The sequence below is a fragment of the Companilactobacillus sp. y65-5 genome, from assembly GCF_057541095.1.
Genome location: NZ_BAAJOA010000009.1, coordinates 1 through 18,191, shown reverse-complemented (window position 1 = coordinate 18,191; position 18,191 = coordinate 1). Strand labels below are relative to the sequence as shown.

The window sequence follows — 18,191 nt, the reverse complement described above, 5'->3', positions numbered from 1 at the left end:
TCTGAGGGGCTTTGACTAGTAAGTATTGTTGACTGTCAAAGTCCTTTTTTCATGTCTCAATTCACAGGAGGCTCTAAATGCTATGGACGAAATTCAACGCAAATTACAACAAAATTCAAAAGCCACCAGAGAAGATCACTTAGGAAGAACTATTTGTTACTTCTGTATCGGAATGATCATTCTCTTGGTCGCATGTATCTTATATTTCATTGCTTCAAAAGGTTTCGCTACTTTCACCAAAGATAACGTCAACGTCTGGCAGTTCTTGACTACATCTAATTGGGAACCTGCCAGTATGGATAGTAAAGGACACCCGATAGTTGGTGCCTTACCTATGATCGTGACCTCGTTTAGTGTCACCCTACTCTCGGCATTGGTTGCGACTCCCTTTGCCCTAGGTGTGGCTATCTTCATGACAGAGATTGCGGCTAAACGTGGTGCTAAGTTGCTTCAACCTGTCATCGAATTACTAGTAGGGATTCCTTCTGTTGTTTATGGATTTATCGGTCTATCACTGATAGTTCCATTCATCAGACATATCTTCGGTGGAACGGGATTTGGTATCTTATCTGGTACCTTAGTCCTTTTCGTAATGGTGTTGCCGACCATCACCTCTTTGACCGTGGATAGTTTGAGAGCTGTGCCAATGCATTATCGTCAAGCCTCACTTGCCTTGGGTGCCACACGCTGGCAGACAATTTACAAGGTTATTTTAAGATCAGCCACTCCGGGAATATTGACAGCCATTATTTTTGGTATGGCACGTGCATTTGGTGAAGCTTTAGCCGTTCAAATGGTTATCGGTAATGCCATCTTGATGCCTAAGAATTTGATTTCTCCAGCATCAACTTTAACTAGTAAATTAACTACCGATATTGGTAATACCGTCATGGGAACTCTACCAAATGACGCACTATGGTCATTAGCCTTGATCCTCTTACTAATGTCACTCTTCTTTAATATGTTAGTGAGATTCATTGGAAAGAGAGGTAACATCAAAAATGCGGCCTAAATATACAGACAAAATCGCCACGGGAGTCATCTATGCAGTTGTTGTCTCTGTGGTTGCCATCTTAGTATTTTTAATCGGTTATATCCTATTTAACGGTGTGCCTGATATCAACTGGCATTTCCTAACATCTCAAGCTCAATCAGTAAGTGCTGGTGGTGGTATTCGTGATCAATTGTTCAACTCGCTATACCTATTACTGTTAACTTTGATCATCTCATTTCCCATCGCCTTAGGTGCTGGGATTTATCTAGCAGAGTATGCCAAAGACAACTGGATAACAGATATTATTAGAACTTCGATCGAAGTTTTAAGTTCACTACCTTCAGTGGTAGTTGGATTATTCGGTTACTTATTATTAGTTAATCAAATGAACATGGGTTTTTCGATCCTTTCAGGTGCCATTGCATTGACCTTCTTCAACCTCCCATTACTTACACGTAACATTGAAGAATCTCTAAACAGTGTGCCCGATCTCCAAAAAGAAGCCGGTATCTCACTAGGGTTATCTGATTGGAAGACTATCACCAAAATCATTATCCCTGAAGCTTTACCCGGAATTTTAACTGGTGTCATCTTAGGTTCTGGACGTGTCTTCGGTGAAGCGGCTGCTTTGATTTATACAGCTGGTCAAAGTGCTCCCGCTGTATCATATACAAATTGGAACATTTTTGACCCCAACAGTTTTCTTAATCCGATGCGACCAGCTGAAACTTTAGCAGTTCACATCTGGAAAGTTAATACTGAAGCTGTTACTCCCGATGCTCATATCATTTCCAGCGGTTCATCTGCCGTCTTGATCATCGTTATCTTGATTTTTAATCTCGGCGCAAGATTCCTAGGAAATAGAATCTACAAAAAAATGACCGCAGCAAAGTGAGGTATTACCTTGAAAACATACGATTTTAATGACCAATACATAATTGATTTGAATGCAGAAATGGCGATCGAAACTGATAACATTCAAGTTTCATACGGTAACAACCAAGCTATTTTTGACACTAGTTTGAAATTTCCTCGATTCAAAATAATTTCACTGATCGGTGCATCAGGATCAGGTAAGTCTACCTATTTAAGATGCCTCAACCGAATGAATGATAAAATTGCGACTGTCGACGGAAAAATAATGTATCGTAATGTAGATATCAATGATCCTAAAACTAATGTGTATGAAGTGAGAAAGCACATCGGAATGGTGTTCCAGCGCCCTAACCCGTTTGCTAAATCAATTAGAGAAAATATCCAATTTGCTTTAAAAGAAAACGGCATCCACGATAAGAATGAGTTGGAAGAACGTTTGGAAGTAAGTCTGCAAGACGCAGCCCTGTGGGAAGAAGTAAAAGACGAATTGGATACCAGTGCTTTAGCATTATCAGGTGGTCAGCAACAACGCCTATGCATCGCAAGATCTATTGCGATGAAGCCTGACATCTTACTATTAGACGAGCCAGCCAGTGCGCTGGATCCAATTTCAACTTCCAAGATCGAGGATACAGTTCAACTGTTGAGCAAAAGTTTGACTGTTATAATCGTGACTCACAACATGCAACAGGCTTCTCGTATTAGTGACTACACGGCATTTTTCCATATGGGACACATTATCGAATACAACGAAACTAGAAAAATATTTACTAAGCCAAAAATCAAAGCAACTGATGACTATATCTCCGGTGATTTTGGGTAATCAAAAAGCATGTGACTTTTGATCACATGCTTTTCTTGTGCCGTAAAACCAGACGATACTCTCCGTCAGTTTTTGTTTCTTTAATATGATATTTATTAGCAATAATTCGGCGTAAGTTATCCAATTGTTTTTTATCTGAACTTCTAAACATTCCTGTGAATTTCTTCAAAACATTCGGTTTGTCAGCTATTTCATCAACTGAATACAAAACTGAACGACAGATTTCATATGCTTCACCAATGACATAAATATTATTTTGACGAGAAAACACCATTTGAAACAATTCGGTTTGATCCGCAACTTTCATAATTAATCACTCCTAGTGACTTTATTATGCCATATTGTCGGTCAAGTCTAAAGATTATCTCCCTTAGCACGTAGTAATTCTCCCAGCGATGGCTGTGTCTTAGGGTCAATGTCATATTGAGCTGAAAATGCATCTACAGCATCCTGACCGTATAATTTAGCATCTAGTGGCATGAAGGCAGTTGCAATCGGATCTTCCTGCTTGATAACAGCATTGATCACGATCGGCTTCTTATTTCCAGATGCCTTTAATTTCTTGATCTGGTCAAAAGCTTCATTGGCTTCCTTAATATTAGTAACTGTGAATCCGATGCCACCTAGTCCTTCAGCAACTTTAGCCCAATCAGCACCTGTCAAATCTACTCCGTATAAATGCTGCTTGGTAGCGACTTGTTCATAGTAAATAAAGCCTAATCTCTCGTTGGATAGAACAACATTGATAACTGGTAATTCGTAGCGAGCCTCAGTAATTATATCTGGAGCTACCATGGAGAATCCACCATCACCTGACAATGTCCATGCTTGACCATCTGGAACGCTCAAAGCTCCAGCAATGCCAGCTGGAAGCCCGAATCCCATCGTAGCAAATAAACCTGATAAGGCAAAACGCTGATTTTGATTCATTGGCAAGCCACGAACTCCAAACTCAGAAACATTTCCTGTATCGACACCATAAGTATCATTAGGACCAGCCATTTCAGCAATCTTAGCGGTGATCGTTTCAGGGTTCAATCCCTGACTGTCATCTTGAGCGCGCTGTGCAAGCCATGCATCCCAATTGTGCTTATTAGTTTGATTAGCTTCTAGCCAATCACCAGCTGGTAGAGTTTCCCCTGTATCGATCAATGCTTGTAAGTAACTCTTTGCATCGGAAATAACTGCGTAATCAACTGCGACCGTCTTGCCAATGTCGTAAGGATTATTATTAACTTCAATTATCTTCAGGTTCTTAGGCCAGAAGCCGGCAAATGGGAACTCTGAACCGAGGAAGAGGATTAGATCTGTATGTTGCAGTGCTTCAAATCCAGATTTACTCCCTAAGCGTCCAAATGTACCGATGAAATTAGGATGATCAGTACTGATAACACCTGTGGCAGGAACTGTATTCATAACTGGTAGATTAAATTGTTCCGAAAACTTCGTTAAAGTCTCACGAGCGCCTAACAAGCCACGTCCAGCATATACTAATGGATGCTTGGCCTCCTTTAACATCTTCAATGTGTTAGCCACATCTTCTGGGTTAATAGTCTGTGTAAAGTTGTTCTCCACTACCTTAGGTGTCTTAGGAGACTCGTAGTCTATCTCGGCAGCCGTCAGATCCTCTGGTAATGTCACAACAGCAACACCCTTCTGCCGATAGGCCTCACGGATAGCTTGGTTGATTACATAAGGAATCTGTTCAGCCGTGGTAACTGTTCGATTATAGACTGCAACGTCCGCAAACATTGGTGTCTCATCCATCTCTTGGAAATAATTAGTATTCATAGTAGTTTGTGGTACTTGTCCTACTAAGGCAAGAACTGGAACATGATCCATCTTAGCATCATATAACCCATTGAATAAATGCGTTGCACCAGGACCTGCTGAGCCAAACGCAACTCCAATTTTACCTGTAAATTTTGCGTCAGCTGAAGCCGCAATGGCACCTACTTCTTCGTGACGTACTTGAATATATTTGATGTTTTCTTTTTCCAAATACAGTCCCTCAACTGTATGATTGATCGAGCCTCCAGGGATTCCGTAGACATGATCTACGCCCCACTCTTCTAACACTTTGACAAGTGCTTGACCTGCTATCATTTTTGTCATAATAAAAGCTCCCTTCAACTGAATTTCTTGTGAAAACGAATTCACGATCATTTTTACAATAACCGTGAAAATTGTCAAAGATTCTTTCTTATGGCGCGATCAATTTGTCAGTTTGCCAAATTCATTAATTTAATTTTACAATTTTAGAAATACTTTTTTCTGGATATATGTTTAAACAAGTTGTAAAATTATCCAAAATTATTGAACGGTGGTGTTTACCATGAGAGTTTTTGAAAAGAAAGACATTAATGATCTTCTAAGCCGCACTTCCCCCTTGAAGCGGACCTTGCATACTTGGGATCTGACATTCCTCGGAATCGGAGCCATTATTGGTACAGGTATCTTCGTTTTGACTGGCAAGGGGGCTTTAACAACTGGTCCTTCACTCGCAGTATCATTTTTGATTGCTGCTATCTGTTGTGGATTCGCCGGTCTCTGTTACGCTGAGTTTGCCTCAATGGCACCCGTAGCTGGGTCGGCCTACACTTATTCGTATATTTCCTTTGGTGAAATCGTTGCTTTCATCATCGGTTGGGACTTGATCCTTGAATACGCACTAGGTGCCGCAACTGTTTCGGCTGGTTGGTCAGGTTATTTCGTCAACTTAATGGACAATATCGGTTTCCATATCCCAAAAGTATTAACAGCCGCAGCTGGTACGACTCCCGGAGTTACGACTTACTTTAATCTGCCAGCATTTTTGATCATCCTATTGATAACTTGTATTTTGGCGATGGGCATCAATACTACTAAACACGTCAATGACACGATGGTTCTAATAAAATTAGGCGTTATTATTTTATTTATTGCATGCACGATTTGGTTCATCAAACCAAGCAACTGGAAACCATTCACGCCCTATGGACTGTATTCCTTCCACAAGGGCACTGCCGCAGGTGTCATCCCTGCCGCATCAATTGTATTCTTCTCATTTATTGGTTTTGATTCAGTTTCTTCTAGTGCTGAAGAAACTGTGAACCCCAGCAAAACATTACCACGAGGGATCATGTTATCCCTTGGGATTTCAACCATTCTATATATCGCAATGACACTGATCATGACTGGTGTCGTTAAATACACTGTCTTTTCCAAGTTCCTCGATGCTCCTATTTTGGCAGTTTTAAAAGCTACTGGACAAACTTGGTTGGGCATCATCGTCAGTATTGGTGCTATTCTGGGAATGACAACCGTTATCTTGGTTCAACTTTACGGTCAATCACGTATCACCTATTCCATGTCACGTGACGGCTTATTTCCCAAGTTCTTTGGTGAAGTTGACCTGCGACATCAGACCCCATACAAAGGAACTTGGTTCTTCGGTATTATCACAGCAATCGCAGCTGGGTTCATAAATTTGAATATTCTTTCGGAATTAGTTAATATTGGTACACTTACAGCATTTATCCTTGTATCAGCTGGAGTGCTCTGGATGAGACACAAGTATCCTAATATCCATCGTGGATTCCGCGCACCTTGGGTACCTGTGACACCAATAATCGCTATCGCCTTTTGTATTCTGTTAGTCGCCGGTCTAAATTGGGAAACTTGGTTGAGATTCGTTGTCTGGTTCTCAATTGGATTGATCATCTATTTTAATTATTCATACAAGCACTCTAAATTAAGAAATTAGTATTATTCTTGAAAATAACTTGAGATTTTTTAGTTTTCTTTAAGGAATAAAATATATAATTGTGGTAAATGCTGTAAAAAAGTTTCATTGACGTATTTTCACAAACATAAAGCAAGATAAAAATTTTTGAAAGCGCTTTTGATTGTGCTAATATGCCCTTTTTGATAAACTAATTAATCATACCTTGCTCTTCAATGAACAATCTAATTAATCTATCGTTAAAGAGAATCATTTTTTGACTGGAGGTACCATTTTAATGCTTGGTAAAATAAGTAAGCTTATTCGTGAACGTCGCAGGTCTTTGAATTTAACAATTGAACAGTTAGCTGAAAAATCAGGTGTTTCTGAGAGTTTCATCTCACGTATTGAGAGAGGCGAGGTTGATAATGTTAGGATAAAAAAATTAAACGACATTGCGGTTGCTTTAAATATGCAACTGTCAGATTTTTTTACCAACTCCAATCTCTCGGATGTTTATACGCTTGACTTGATCAAATATCTTTCTAACCTATCGGAAGACGAAAGAAAACGTGTCTCAGAAGTACTATTAAAAGTAATCAATCTATAATCGATTACAGTTCGTATTCATCTACCACTAAATCAGCAATTTCTTCGACGGTGTGATCTTCTCCATATTTTTTATAGACGCCAACTAAGTCGATCGTCTGATTTGGAAGATTCAATGTTAAGATATCAAAATTATGATAGTCAATTGAATCTGAACAATGATTATAGATTTCAAATTTTAAATCTTGTAAAGTTTTCAAGTTTTCTAATAATTTTGTTTCATTCATTTTTTAATCCCCCTTGATTAAAAATAATCTGATTACAACTTTAGAATAACCTATGATTTAATTTTTGAAAACGCTTTTAGCAATAAAACTATTAAAAAAGGAACTTCTCACTTTGACGATATGTCAAAGCAAGAGGTTCCTTTTGTTTTATCAGTTATTAAAGAATTGTGTCATGATTAGGAACACTATCCCACCAACGATAATGCCGATTCCAATGATGAAAAAGTTCCATAGGCCTAAAACACCAAAAATTATCAACAAGATTCCGATAAAAGGATGACGCAAGAGTGCGGCGCCTGTTTTGATAAACAACCAAATTATCACCAGAACCGCCACTCCGATCGCAATTAAAAGTGGTGCTGAACTAGATGTGCTAGTTGCCATTAATGTAAGCATTTCATTCCTCCTTATGATGCTAGATTATAGCATTAGTAAATGAAGGAAGTGTGAAATATCACTTCTTTATTAGTACCTTATTTAAAATGTTATACATAATAAAAGATAAATAAAAGCCAGCGGCATAACAAATCAAAGTTATTTCCAAAACCGTCAAGACCTCATTCTTAGACGTTAGATTATTCACCACGTATACAAAAATCCCAGCAATCAATAGAATTCCACCTAGACCTAATAGGTACTTATGAACGTGGACAAAGAAGACATCACTATTGTTCGACTTGTGCAACTCTTCTGTTTTGAACTGACTGATAATCTCTAAGATAGCCGCATCTTCATCCTTACCTAGTGACTTCTGATCCTCGACATAATCGACCATCATCGTCTGTATCTCCATCTTTTCATCATCAGAAGTATTCAAGTCATGGGCAAATTGGCTGATGGATTCATAAGTCTTGTACAACGGATTGATCCTAAGATGATCGATATAATTAATGATCGACCAAAATGCTGCTAACATGATTGCAAACATGTATCCGACAACGAAGGCAAACTCCGTCTGTCTAGGGTCAATGATGCTGTCCAAATAGTAACAAACAAAGAACAAGATCATTGATATGACTAAGATAGTTTTATAACTAATTTGTTTAATAGAAAAATAATTCATCGCATCCACCTCACATAAACATTTGAACGACTTCGGATAATGATTTAAAATCATGCTTCATACTATCTAATTGTTTAATTCCTTGATCTGTAATATGATAATATTTTCGCTTACCACCATGAGTTTTTTCACCCCAATATGCTTCAACACACTCCTGTTTTTCTAGTCGCTTCAAAGCTAAATATAAAGTGGCTTCTTGAATTTCAAAAGTTTCATCAGACTTGTCCGTGATTGTTTTGGAAATTTGATATCCATAATTATCTTCTTCCTTGAGAACCGATAGAATCAATAAGTCTATCGTTCCCTTCAACATTTCCTTATTCATTTGGCCAGATCCCCTAAGTGATGTATTACTTCTATTTTACAGAATGCCAGCCCTAATTACTAATAAAGCTCCGTCTAAATATCTTATTTTCTAATTTGTGAATCATCATTAGCAGTTTCTTGATAAATTTTGAATCATTGAGATAAATATAACTGATGATACTGATCGTTGTACCGATCGCTGCACCAACAAAAATATCAATTGGGTAGTGAACTCCCACAAAAATTCGAGACAAGCCAATTATTAACGCAATAATTGGAAACACATAGCGTAGTCTAGATTTAGAATAAATGAAAAAAATAATCATGATACTAAAGAAAACAATCGTATGGTCACTTGGAAAACTATTGCCAACACTCTTAGGTATTAATTGATGCGCTCCTAATAACACCGCAAAGGGTTGCCGATGATAATAAATATTCCCTGCAACCAACTTACCTACTAATTCAGAAATAACACAAGAAACAAAGCCAATCGACAACATTTTTCTAGTTTGAAAATCGTTGCGCTTAGCGATCCATAAGTAAACCATCACTGCGGCTAATAGATAGACTGTATATTTAGCGGTAAAAATACCTAGGCTATCTAGCAAATCTGACTTGCCAGCTAGGTTATTGACCAATCTGAATAAATAAATATCCATAATGAAACCTCTACTTAATATTATTGAGTACTTGATTAACAAATAATATAAAGTAGTTTACTCAATAACACAAGGTACTTTTTATAAATAAAATACTATTGCTGTTATTAATCCTGGCATTGCTTGCTATAATCAAGTTAATTGAGGAGGTTTTTTTATGAAAGCATTAGTCGTCGAATCGCCAAATGATACCAAAATAAGTGATGTAACCTTAAAAGATGTCGAGAAACCAGTGGTCGAACGTGATGAAGTAATGATCAAAGTACACGCCCTAGGTTTGAATCCTGTGGATTTCAAATTGATTGAAAGTCATAATCCAGCGTGGACTTATCCTCACATTTTGGGTTTAGACACTGCCGGAGAGGTGGTTGCTGTCGGAATTGATAACCCTAAAAATTTCAAGATCGGTGAACGTGTATTTTTCCACAGTGATCTGTCCAAACCCGGAGTATTTGCTGAATATGCCAAGGCAAAGTATAACGTTGTTGCGCGCATACCTGAAAAGGTCAAATATGAAGAAGCGGCCGCTATTTTATGTAGTGGCTTAACTGCGTATCAAGCCGTGTATAGAAAAATGAACCTAACTGGAAAACATACAATCCTGATTCACGCAGGTGCTGGTGGAGTCGGAACTATTGCAATTCAACTTGCTAAATTAGCCGGATTGACTGTCATTACTACTGTTTCCGAACACAAAAAAGATATCGTCAAAAAATTAGGAGCCGACTATATCATTGACTATCGTCATGAGAATATAGACGATAAAATAAAGGAAATCACCCACAGTAGTGGTGTAGATATTATCATTAATGACATTGGTAACAGTGAAGCTGATTTATCAAGGCTCGCCTACAATGGTGGCCTCGTTTGCATTTTGAATACACCTGAAATCAGTAATTATAGTCTGCCTGCGAAGGGACAAAGTATTTTAGCTTTGAATCTAGGTGGAGTCCATCAATCTGAATATGCTAACCAATTGGACGACCTATCAGTTATGGCAGAATCACTAGCACAATTAATATCAGAAGGTAAACTAGATCCGGTTATTACAGAGACAATTGCTTTTCAAGATATACCTGAAGGTCTTACCAAACTTAGTGAACGAAAGACTATCGGTAAAATAATTGCTACATTATAAAAAGACATGTCCCCGATAAAATATCGGCGACATGCCTTTTTGCTAAAGATATTATAATCTTGTGCTATTACTAAGTGATCTTACAGCGCTGTTTCTCTATTTTGAATTTGCTCGATTGCTTTAAGTAATCTAGCAATATCATCTCGATAAACTTCACCAATATTACCAATACGGAAAGTTGGTATTTGAGAGATTTTACCAGGATAGATAACGAAACCGGATTCTTTAAGCTCATTGTAAAATTCTTTGAAATCAAAATCTTCAGTTGGATAAATGAACGATGTAATGATCGGTGATTGCCATTTTTCATCTATTAATATTTTGAAACCGAGATGTTCCATTCCTGAAGCCAACTGTTTTTGGTTGGATAAATATCTCTTATAACGACGTTGCAGACCACCTTCAAGTTTTAGTTCTTCTAGTGCTTGTGCGAACGCATGAACAACATGAGTTGGTGATGTAAAGCGCCATTTACCGTTGCTTTTTTCCATCTCATTGTATTGATCATACAAGTCGAGTGAGAGAGTTCTGGCCATTCCAGCAGTTGTTTCTAATATAGATTTTTTAGCAATTACAAATGCAAAACCGGGTACACCCTGTATACATTTGTTAGTGCTACTGATCAAGAAGTCGATATTGATACCACTGACATCAATTGGAATACCACCAAAACTACTCATGGCATCCACAATCGTAACAATACCTCGTTCATGAACCCAAGGAATGATATCTTCGATCGGATTTAAAATACCCGTGGTCGTTTCACAATGAACCATTGCAAAGTGAGTGATCTCAGGATGTTCTTCAATCATTGACTTAACGTCTGACAACAGGACTGGACTCTGTTCGTCGATAACTAAATCAACATGGTCGATGCCGTACACATCTGCCATTTGTCCAATACGCTCACCATACGCACCATTCATAGCTATTAAGATAGTTCCAGAATCTGGAATGATCGAACTGATAACTGATTCTACGCCATATGTACCACTACCTTGAATCGGTACAGCTGTGTATTTGGAGGGATTCACATCTGCTAGAGCTAATAATGATTGGCGGATAGACTGGGTGATTTCTTTGTAGTCATCGTCCCAAGTACAGTAATCAAATTCCATTGCCTTCTTCACAGTGGCACTTGTAGTAAGTGGTCCCGGTGTTAGTAGTAAATAATTATTATCCATTGGTAACCTCCTCAGATGCGTTCAAAGTTTCAATAACATCTGGCAATTCTGACATATTGTTAACTATTAAATCAGCCCCAGCATTCTCAAAGGCCTTGCGAACATCACGACGCTTGAGGATTTTTTCATCCTCCGTCAAACGGGCAAAGGCTTCCTCTGATAATGCCATTAGGCTACTACCTTCGACGATACCAACAGTAATTACTCCAGCATTCTTACCTTCTTGAATGTCTGCGATAGTATCACCGATCTTCATAACACTTTCTAATTCATCAATGCTAAATTGTGAAAGGATCATCTTGATCATTGCGGGAGAAGGACGGCCTTGACCTGCAACATCTTCAGATGTAACTACTAATTCAGGTAAATAGCCTAATTTAGCAGCATTTTTTCTCACGATATTCATCATTTCCAAGGTATAACCTGTTGTCGTGGCTACACGAATGTGATGTGCAGTCAAATAATGGAAAGCATCCAAAACTCCTGGTTTGAGTTCTGTCGTTGTCTTCAAGTAATTGATCAGTGACTCTTGAAATAACCCATAGACGTTTTCTCGATCCTCATCATTAGGAAGACGATGATAAACCTCTTTCCATTGCTCTTTGATTCTGGGAATCTCCAAAATTTTTCCGATATGATCCCATTTAGCAATTCCCATATCTTGTCTGATCTCTGAATCTAGGACATTTATCCCTGCACGATCAAACGCCTTTTTAAAGGCAATGACGGGCGCCAAACTACCATAATCAACAGTTGTACCTGCCCAATCAAAAATTACTGTTTTAATCATATAATTATCCTCTCACCTATTTAGCGATATATGCCTTCCTTAACTTAACTGCGATAACTTCTAGTAAAATTGCTACTGCAATAATCAAATAAACAATCATACCTACCTCATGGAAATCAAAGCTCATACCACTGGCTACGAATAATTGATAACCGATACCACCAGCACCTGCTGCGGCACCAACGGCAACTGCATTGGCAAAATTAATCTCTAAACGGATAAACGTCCAAGAAACTAATGAAGCAATTATTGTGGGCCAAATTGCTTGAAATACTACTACCCAAAACTTACTACCTGTAACCTTAAGAGCTTCGATAATTGACGGATCGATTTCTTCGATACTTTCGGAGTAAGCCTTAGTCAAATAGGCAATACTGTGAAAACTTAATCCTAATATCGCCGCATTCGTACCTAAACCACTAACGATGGAAAAGATTAATACCCAGATGATAGTAGGAATAGCACGGATCACAGCCATACAAACTCTAATGCCCCCACTGAGCCAAGCATTGGTTAGATTCTTTGATGCAATTACTGCTAAGAAAAATCCCACTACCGCACCGATGATCGTTGTCATAATTGCCAACAACAAACTGACACCCAAGGCTTGTAGAAGCAGTCCCATTCCATCACTACCGGCATTGGGTTGTAAAAACATTTGATCCAATGTCATCATCAACCCTTGGAACGCAGCACCGATTTTTACATCTGCCGTGTTCAAATTCATCAATGTATAGATGGTTATCAAAACCAAGGTGGTGATAACACCTTTTATCATGTAACTAGATAAACTAGGATTACGTAATTTTATTTTTTCAGGTTGTGGAGACTTAGGCTTCATCACCCATCTCTCATCACTACTATTAGAAATCATAGGATAACCTTCCTGATTTGATTAGATAAAAGCTCTAGAACAATTACCACAACGATAATTGAAAGAACCGTCATTCCTGCTGCATCAAATCGAAAACTTTTGTAATATATATCAAAGACAAAACCAATACCAGTACCAGTCAAAATACCTACCAGAGTGGCATCTCGGACATTATTCTCAATCATATACAAAATCCAACTGATTAAACTTGGCATTATTTGTGGTAACACGGCTTGAAAGATGACTTGGAAATAACTGGCACCAGTCGCCTTCAAAGCTAACATCGTTTCACTTGCTTCGTCCTCAATTATTTCCATAAAAGCTCTGATCAAGTATCCAACCGACAATAACAACAAAGCTAAAAAGCCAGTGAAGTCACTTTGTTTGAAAGAGAAAAGTAAGATCATCGCCCAAGCAACTAATGGAATGTTTCTTAAGAATGATGCTATTCCACGAACGATCAGTTGTACAAAACTATTACCACCTGTGACTTTTGATCCTAATATGGCTACTAGGATAGCAATTAAAGACGCTACGACAGTGGAAGCTATTGCCAACATGACAGTTGATATTAATTTTTGCCAGATATTTGGCAGGTAATTTACGGATCTAGTGGTTGGTTGAAAATTGATCAATAACCAAGAGAATGCTTTGGGGATGGAAAGAATCCCACTGGCACCATTGAATTTTAATATCCAACTACTTAATAAATAGATACCTCCAATAAGCACGATTATTCCTGTTTGTTTCCAGTGTTTTCTGGCTATGTAATTTACCGGCGTCTGCATTAACTATGCTCCTCAGTAACATTTTGATCATATAATGTTCCCAATATTTCTTCTGATAATGTGTCTGCATCCTCATCAAAAACCATCTTCCCATTTCGAATTCCAATAATTCTATCAGCGTAATCTTTAGCCAGACCAATTTGATGCAGATTAGCGATACAAATAATATTGAATTCGGTTGTCAAATCCTTTAGTAATTTCATAACTGTCTGTGATGAAGCTGGATCTAATGAAGCAATCGGTTCATCACAGAGTATTACCTTGGGATGTTGAATCAGTGATCTAGCGATACCGACACGTTGTTTTTGACCACCACTCAATTCAGAACAGCGTCTGAGAGCGAACTCTTCAAGTCCAACTTTACCTAGCAATGTCATTGCTTCTTGCTTCTCTTTTTCGGTATATCGTCCGAACATCCCCGCTAGAGTTGATTTGTATCCGAGACGACCGTGCAAGACATTTTCAATCACCGTTAGACGTTCTACCAGATTATAATTTTGGAAAACCATTCCGATCTGTCTACGATAATTGCGTAATTGTGTCTTGTTAGCCGTTCTAAGATCACCACCATCAAGAAGGATCTGACCACCATCATCCTTGATCAATTGATTTAAGCTGCGTAAAATTGTGGTTTTACCAGCACCTGAAGGACCGATGATGGCAACAAAAGTCCCCGGTTCAACAGAAAACGAGATATCGGTCAATGCTGGCTTGTCTTTTTGATAGCTCTTTTCTAAGTTTTTAACCTCTAACATGATTTGACCCCTTACTTGCCGATTAATTCATGAGTAGGTTTGTACCAGTCGTCGTTAACTGGAAGTAGTGTTGTTTTAGCACTCTTCTTTTGCCATAAAGTAGGATTCTTTGCTCCTTCTTTAGAGAATAACTTAGGATTTTCTGTTACTTCTTTTGATGTGAAACGTTTTTGAATAGCTTTTTGATCTTTTTCACTTAGTGAGTCTGTATTAACTACGAATGGACCATTTTGTACTGGTAGAACTGAGATGTTAATTAATTCTTTACCCTTGAAGTCTGCGAATGGAGCATCAGCGTCTTCTTTAACTTTGAATGTTGAACCGATCTTGTCATAACTACCGTCTGTAACTTCTAGGAATGGTGCTAAATCAATATCATCGAATGCAGCTACGTCAGCGTCACCCTTCAATAAGTTGATAGCTGAACCGGGATGTGAACTACCGTAAAGAACTTTGTCGAAGAACTTGCCACCTTCAGCTAATTTGTCTTTATCGGCTAACTTGAAGTGCTTTTGAATTTCATCAGTTGGAACAGCATAACCTGATGTTGAACTAGTTGAAACAAATGAGATCTTCTCACCCTTGATCTTGTCGATATTATACTTGCCGTCCTTCTTATAAGAATCAGCCTTGTCCTTTGGTACCATCAAATAAGAACGGTAACTGGCACCTTTAGTTGTTCCATCTTCACCAGATTGTAGTAAGAATGGAAGAACTTTTTTGTTTTGTGCATGTGCTTGAATATAACCATCAGCCCCCATGAATGCCAATTGAGCCTTACCAGAAGCAATAGCTTCGATCGCAACGTTGTAATCAGTAGTTGTTTGAATATCTACTTCCTTACCTGTTGCTTCGTGAATCTGTTTCTTCATTTCCTCACGTGAAGCGGTGAAGTTCTTTGCAGATTCATTAGGATAAAATACTACTGAAATCTTTCCTGAATCTTTTTTGGCACTTGCTGAGTTTTGACTCGAACAACCTGTTAGTACCCCAACGAGTAATAACATCAACCCTAAACAAACTGTTATAAATCTCCCTTTTTTCATTAAAAAATACCCAACTTTCTATTTCTTTTTTTGAACAGATTTAGCTTAACAAAGGGATGTATATGTTTTATATATTTAATGTAAAGTTTGACGATGAATGTAAATTAAAAATTTACTGAAAATTTACAATGTAAATGTAATATTATTGAAAACTATATTTCAGTGGATTAATAGATATTATTTTGACCTCATATCATCAAAAAGATACTCAAAAATTTTCAAAGATAGTGAAATTACTATCAATGCAAACGGTTGACTTAAACCATACTCTAACATGTATGATATTAACGTAATCAAAATTTGGAGGTATTTTAGTATGGCATATAAAACAATCAATCCGTTCAACAACGAAGTCGTAAAGGAATATGACAACGCAACTGCGGAAGATATCCAAAAAACTCTAGAAATAGATGGTAAGCTATATCAATCTTTTAAGAAGCAACCTCTTTCAGAACGTGCAACTATCTTACATAAAATCGCAGATTTAATGAGACAAAATGAGGATGACCTTGCTAAAACAATGGTCTTAGACATGGGTAAATTAATCGGTGAAGCTAAGGGTGAAGTAGAACTCTGCGCCTTAATCGCTGACTACTTTGCTGACAATTCAGAAGAATTACTCAAACCAACACCTATCAAATCTACTGCCGGTGAAGCTTGGGTTGAAAAACAAGCCACAGGTACGATCATGATGGTTGAACCTTGGAACTTCCCTTACTACCAAATCATGCGTGTCTTCGCACCAAACTTCATGGTTGGTAATCCAATGATCTTGAAACATGCTTCAAACACTCCCGGATCAGCTGTTGCTTTTGAAGAAATAGTCAATGAAGCTGGCGCACCTGAGGGTAGTTTGACTAACTTATTCCTATCATATGATCAAGTTGCTGATGTTATTGCTGACAAACGTGTTCAAGGCGTGGCACTAACAGGATCAGAACGTGGTGGACAATCAGTTAATAAAGTTGCTGGTGAAAACCTCAAGAAATCAACTATGGAACTTGGTGGTACTGACGCATTCGTAGTCTTAAGTGATGCTGATATCGACCAAGTAATGAGCGTAGCAGCTAAAGCTAGAATCTATAATGCTGGTCAAGTCTGCACATCTTCTAAACGTTTCATAGTTGCTGACAATCTCTATGACGAGTTCGTTGAACGTCTGACAGAGCAATTTGCCACATTTAAACCTGGCGATCCAATGGATCCAAGCACTACTCTAGCTCCAATGTCTTCAGCTAGAGCTAAAGAGAAACTTACTAAACAAGTAGATGAAGCTGTCAAAGCTGGTGCTAAAGTTCAATATGGTAACGAACCAATCGACCTACCTGGTCAATTCTTCATGCCAACTGTCCTAACTGACATTGGACCAGAAAATCCAGCTTATTCTAAAGAAATGTTTGGACCTGTTGCGCAAGTATTCAAGGTTGCTAGTGATGAGGAAGCTGTTGCTCTCGCCAATGATTCCGAATACGGACTTGGTGGCATCGTCTTCTCTGGTGACAAACAACACGGAACTGACATCGCTAAACAAATCGAAACTGGTATGGTATTTGTCAACACATTCATGTTCACACTCCCTGAATTACCATTTGGTGGTATCAAAAAATCAGGATTTGGTCGTGAAATGAGTGGCCTCGGATTAGAGGCATTCGTAAACGAAAAACTTATCGTTGCTGTTGATAAACCCGATCTAGATAACTTGGCTGGTGGTTTGTTCTAGTTCTGACGATCAAAAAAATTACATATGCATTCTAAATAGTATGACATTCTTAGCTTTTGACTGAGGATCGTCATACTATTTTTGTTTTGAGAGCAGATCAAAATATCGATAAAAAAACTGATATTGGGTTTAACCAATATCAGCTAATCTAGATCCAATTCAATCGATCTTTATTTTTTATAAGGTCGTCAATTGAGAAAACACAGTAATTCATTGCCGTGATGAATCAACGTCTTGGGCGACCATTGTTGTATTTTTTTAATTGATCCTCAATATATTTTTCTACTACGTCTTTAGAAATATTTCCTAACGTACCCATGAAGAAACTGCTCGACCATAAGTGACCACCCCACAGTTTCTTTTTTGTTTCTGGGTACTTTTTGAACCACGCTCTTGCCGACGTACCCTTAAACGACTTAACCATGGAAGTTAAAATCATAAACATTAGTTCGTTGTTTCTTTAACATATACATACTCCTGAATATTATAATGTTATAATATTATTTTAGTTCAACACAAAAGGAGGTGACGTATGACTTTAAAAGGACAGAAGCTAAGGATATACCCTAATCAATATCAACAAGAACTTATCGAATATAACTTTGGGGCGAATAGATTTGTCTGGAATCAAAT

Annotated in this window: 21 protein-coding genes and 1 pseudogene; 8 read left to right on the top strand and 14 right to left on the bottom strand. The window is 38.0% G+C overall.

From position 1 onward, the window contains the following. The first annotated feature begins 82 nt into the window (after positions 1-82). Genes pstC through pstB form a run of 3 tightly spaced genes read left to right on the top strand, consistent with a single transcriptional unit; the run spans position 83 to position 2,693 of the window. Positions 83-1,012, top strand: a complete 930-nt coding sequence (gene pstC, locus AC27FM_RS11905; RefSeq protein ID WP_487088599.1) for a phosphate ABC transporter permease subunit PstC — start codon at positions 83-85, stop codon at positions 1,010-1,012. Continuing rightward, on the top strand, positions 1,002-1,889 hold the full coding sequence (gene pstA / locus AC27FM_RS11900) for a phosphate ABC transporter permease PstA (RefSeq protein WP_487088597.1): 888 nt from the start codon (positions 1,002-1,004) through the stop codon (positions 1,887-1,889). Before pstC ends, pstA begins: the two co-directional genes overlap by 11 nt. A 60-nt stretch (positions 1,890-1,949) precedes the next feature. Then, the gene (gene pstB, locus AC27FM_RS11895; protein WP_487088825.1) at positions 1,950-2,693 is read left to right on the top strand and encodes a phosphate ABC transporter ATP-binding protein PstB; all 744 of its coding nucleotides are present in this window, start codon (positions 1,950-1,952) and stop codon (positions 2,691-2,693) included. A gap of 22 nt (positions 2,694-2,715) precedes the next feature. Here pstB and AC27FM_RS11890 read toward each other — a convergent pair whose 3' ends face one another. Further along, positions 2,716-3,000, bottom strand: coding sequence for a hypothetical protein (locus AC27FM_RS11890; protein WP_487088596.1), 285 nt, complete (start codon positions 2,998-3,000; stop codon positions 2,716-2,718). A gap of 47 nt (positions 3,001-3,047) precedes the next feature. Next, positions 3,048-4,808: a pyruvate oxidase gene (spxB, locus tag AC27FM_RS11885; RefSeq protein ID WP_487088594.1), complete on the bottom strand. Its 1,761-nt coding sequence runs from the start codon at positions 4,806-4,808 to the stop codon at positions 3,048-3,050. Positions 4,809-5,028: 220 nt separating this feature from the next. Here spxB and AC27FM_RS11880 point away from each other — a divergent pair, with 220 nt between their 5' ends. After that, the gene (locus AC27FM_RS11880; RefSeq protein ID WP_487088592.1) at positions 5,029-6,438 is read left to right on the top strand and encodes an amino acid permease; all 1,410 of its coding nucleotides are present in this window, start codon (positions 5,029-5,031) and stop codon (positions 6,436-6,438) included. 256 nt (positions 6,439-6,694) lie between these two features. Next, a complete protein-coding gene (locus tag AC27FM_RS11875) occupies positions 6,695-7,006 on the top strand; it encodes a helix-turn-helix domain-containing protein (protein WP_487088590.1) in 312 nt (103 codons plus the stop codon). Positions 7,007-7,010: 4 nt separating this feature from the next. On the opposite strand, the gene AC27FM_RS11870 is transcribed toward AC27FM_RS11875, so the two are convergent. The 5 genes from AC27FM_RS11870 to AC27FM_RS11850 form a co-directional block, all read right to left on the bottom strand. Further along, on the bottom strand, positions 7,011-7,232 hold the full coding sequence (locus AC27FM_RS11870) for a hypothetical protein (protein ID WP_487088588.1): 222 nt from the start codon (positions 7,230-7,232) through the stop codon (positions 7,011-7,013). Positions 7,233-7,382: 150 nt separating this feature from the next. Next, positions 7,383-7,628 carry a hypothetical protein gene (locus tag AC27FM_RS11865; protein ID WP_487088586.1) on the bottom strand — a complete coding sequence of 82 codons (246 nt, stop codon included), beginning with the start codon at positions 7,626-7,628 and terminating at the stop codon, positions 7,383-7,385. Between the two features lie 58 nt (positions 7,629-7,686). Continuing rightward, entirely contained in the window at positions 7,687-8,295 is a 609-nt protein-coding gene (locus tag AC27FM_RS11860; RefSeq protein ID WP_487088585.1) for a hypothetical protein, read from the bottom strand. Between the two features lie 10 nt (positions 8,296-8,305). Next, the gene (locus AC27FM_RS11855; protein WP_487088584.1) at positions 8,306-8,620 is read right to left on the bottom strand and encodes a PadR family transcriptional regulator; all 315 of its coding nucleotides are present in this window, start codon (positions 8,618-8,620) and stop codon (positions 8,306-8,308) included. A gap of 52 nt (positions 8,621-8,672) precedes the next feature. Then, positions 8,673-9,263, bottom strand: a complete 591-nt coding sequence (locus AC27FM_RS11850; RefSeq protein ID WP_487088582.1) for a phosphatase PAP2 family protein — start codon at positions 9,261-9,263, stop codon at positions 8,673-8,675. Between the two features lie 157 nt (positions 9,264-9,420). On the opposite strand from AC27FM_RS11850, the gene AC27FM_RS11845 reads away from it, so the two are divergent. After that, a complete protein-coding gene (locus AC27FM_RS11845; protein ID WP_487088580.1) occupies positions 9,421-10,401 on the top strand; it encodes a zinc-binding dehydrogenase in 981 nt (326 codons plus the stop codon). 80 nt (positions 10,402-10,481) lie between these two features. Here AC27FM_RS11845 and phnW read toward each other — a convergent pair whose 3' ends face one another. From phnW to AC27FM_RS11815, 6 genes are read right to left on the bottom strand one after another with little or no spacing between them, the layout of a single operon-like run. Next, a complete protein-coding gene (gene phnW / locus AC27FM_RS11840) occupies positions 10,482-11,585 on the bottom strand; it encodes a 2-aminoethylphosphonate--pyruvate transaminase (protein WP_487088578.1) in 1,104 nt (367 codons plus the stop codon). Beyond that, positions 11,578-12,375, bottom strand: coding sequence for a phosphonoacetaldehyde hydrolase (phnX, locus tag AC27FM_RS11835; protein WP_487088576.1), 798 nt, complete (start codon positions 12,373-12,375; stop codon positions 11,578-11,580). Before phnX ends, phnW begins: the two co-directional genes overlap by 8 nt. 16 nt (positions 12,376-12,391) lie before the next feature. Further along, positions 12,392-13,249: a PhnE/PtxC family ABC transporter permease gene (locus AC27FM_RS11830; protein ID WP_487088574.1), complete on the bottom strand. Its 858-nt coding sequence runs from the start codon at positions 13,247-13,249 to the stop codon at positions 12,392-12,394. Then, complete coding sequence (locus tag AC27FM_RS11825) at positions 13,246-14,037, bottom strand: ABC transporter permease subunit (protein ID WP_487088572.1); 792 nt, start codon at positions 14,035-14,037, stop codon at positions 13,246-13,248. The genes AC27FM_RS11830 and AC27FM_RS11825 overlap by 4 nt, the downstream gene beginning before the upstream one ends. Continuing rightward, complete coding sequence (gene phnC / locus AC27FM_RS11820) at positions 14,037-14,792, bottom strand: phosphonate ABC transporter ATP-binding protein (protein WP_487088571.1); 756 nt, start codon at positions 14,790-14,792, stop codon at positions 14,037-14,039. Before phnC ends, AC27FM_RS11825 begins: the two co-directional genes overlap by 1 nt. Before the next feature lie 11 nt (positions 14,793-14,803). After that, positions 14,804-15,838 (bottom strand): phosphate/phosphite/phosphonate ABC transporter substrate-binding protein, encoded by a 1,035-nt coding sequence (locus AC27FM_RS11815; protein WP_487088569.1) that lies wholly within the window; start codon positions 15,836-15,838, stop codon positions 14,804-14,806. A 316-nt stretch (positions 15,839-16,154) separates the two neighbouring features. Between AC27FM_RS11815 and AC27FM_RS11810 the strand changes: the two genes are divergently transcribed. Then, positions 16,155-17,558 (top strand): NAD-dependent succinate-semialdehyde dehydrogenase, encoded by a 1,404-nt coding sequence (locus AC27FM_RS11810; protein ID WP_487088567.1) that lies wholly within the window; start codon positions 16,155-16,157, stop codon positions 17,556-17,558. A 226-nt stretch (positions 17,559-17,784) separates the two neighbouring features. Here the strand turns inward: AC27FM_RS11810 and tnpA are convergent. Then, positions 17,785-17,988, bottom strand: a pseudogene (gene tnpA / locus AC27FM_RS11805) (IS200/IS605 family transposase); the annotation flags it as partial. A 102-nt stretch (positions 17,989-18,090) separates the two neighbouring features. Here tnpA and AC27FM_RS11800 point away from each other — a divergent pair. Beyond that, positions 18,091-18,191: helix-turn-helix domain-containing protein (locus AC27FM_RS11800; protein ID WP_487088823.1), on the top strand; the 101-nt coding region annotated here is incomplete at its 3' end.

Bases quoted from the DNA above. Each gene is read 5' to 3' on its own strand.
- AC27FM_RS11855 (WP_487088584.1), bottom strand. From the start codon at position 8,620: ATGAATAAGGAAATGTTGAAGGGAACGATAGACTTATTGATTCTATCG.
- pstB (WP_487088825.1), top strand. From the start codon at position 1,950: ATGGCGATCGAAACTGATAACATTCAAGTTTCATACGGTAACAACCAA.
- AC27FM_RS11865 (WP_487088586.1), bottom strand. From the start codon at position 7,628: ATGCTTACATTAATGGCAACTAGCACATCTAGTTCAGCACCACTTTTA.
- AC27FM_RS11815 (WP_487088569.1), bottom strand. From the start codon at position 15,838: ATGAAAAAAGGGAGATTTATAACAGTTTGTTTAGGGTTGATGTTATTA.
- phnC (WP_487088571.1), bottom strand. From the start codon at position 14,792: ATGTTAGAGGTTAAAAACTTAGAAAAGAGCTATCAAAAAGACAAGCCA.
- pstC (WP_487088599.1), top strand. From the start codon at position 83: ATGGACGAAATTCAACGCAAATTACAACAAAATTCAAAAGCCACCAGA.
- AC27FM_RS11825 (WP_487088572.1), bottom strand. From the start codon at position 14,037: ATGCAGACGCCGGTAAATTACATAGCCAGAAAACACTGGAAACAAACA.
- phnW (WP_487088578.1), bottom strand. From the start codon at position 11,585: ATGGATAATAATTATTTACTACTAACACCGGGACCACTTACTACAAGT.
- AC27FM_RS11810 (WP_487088567.1), top strand. From the start codon at position 16,155: ATGGCATATAAAACAATCAATCCGTTCAACAACGAAGTCGTAAAGGAA.
- AC27FM_RS11830 (WP_487088574.1), bottom strand. From the start codon at position 13,249: ATGATTTCTAATAGTAGTGATGAGAGATGGGTGATGAAGCCTAAGTCT.
- AC27FM_RS11875 (WP_487088590.1), top strand. From the start codon at position 6,695: ATGCTTGGTAAAATAAGTAAGCTTATTCGTGAACGTCGCAGGTCTTTG.
- pstA (WP_487088597.1), top strand. From the start codon at position 1,002: ATGCGGCCTAAATATACAGACAAAATCGCCACGGGAGTCATCTATGCA.
- AC27FM_RS11850 (WP_487088582.1), bottom strand. From the start codon at position 9,263: ATGGATATTTATTTATTCAGATTGGTCAATAACCTAGCTGGCAAGTCA.
- AC27FM_RS11880 (WP_487088592.1), top strand. From the start codon at position 5,029: ATGAGAGTTTTTGAAAAGAAAGACATTAATGATCTTCTAAGCCGCACT.
- AC27FM_RS11870 (WP_487088588.1), bottom strand. From the start codon at position 7,232: ATGAATGAAACAAAATTATTAGAAAACTTGAAAACTTTACAAGATTTA.
- spxB (WP_487088594.1), bottom strand. From the start codon at position 4,808: ATGACAAAAATGATAGCAGGTCAAGCACTTGTCAAAGTGTTAGAAGAG.
- AC27FM_RS11860 (WP_487088585.1), bottom strand. From the start codon at position 8,295: ATGAATTATTTTTCTATTAAACAAATTAGTTATAAAACTATCTTAGTC.
- AC27FM_RS11890 (WP_487088596.1), bottom strand. From the start codon at position 3,000: ATGAAAGTTGCGGATCAAACCGAATTGTTTCAAATGGTGTTTTCTCGT.
- phnX (WP_487088576.1), bottom strand. From the start codon at position 12,375: ATGATTAAAACAGTAATTTTTGATTGGGCAGGTACAACTGTTGATTAT.
- AC27FM_RS11845 (WP_487088580.1), top strand. From the start codon at position 9,421: ATGAAAGCATTAGTCGTCGAATCGCCAAATGATACCAAAATAAGTGAT.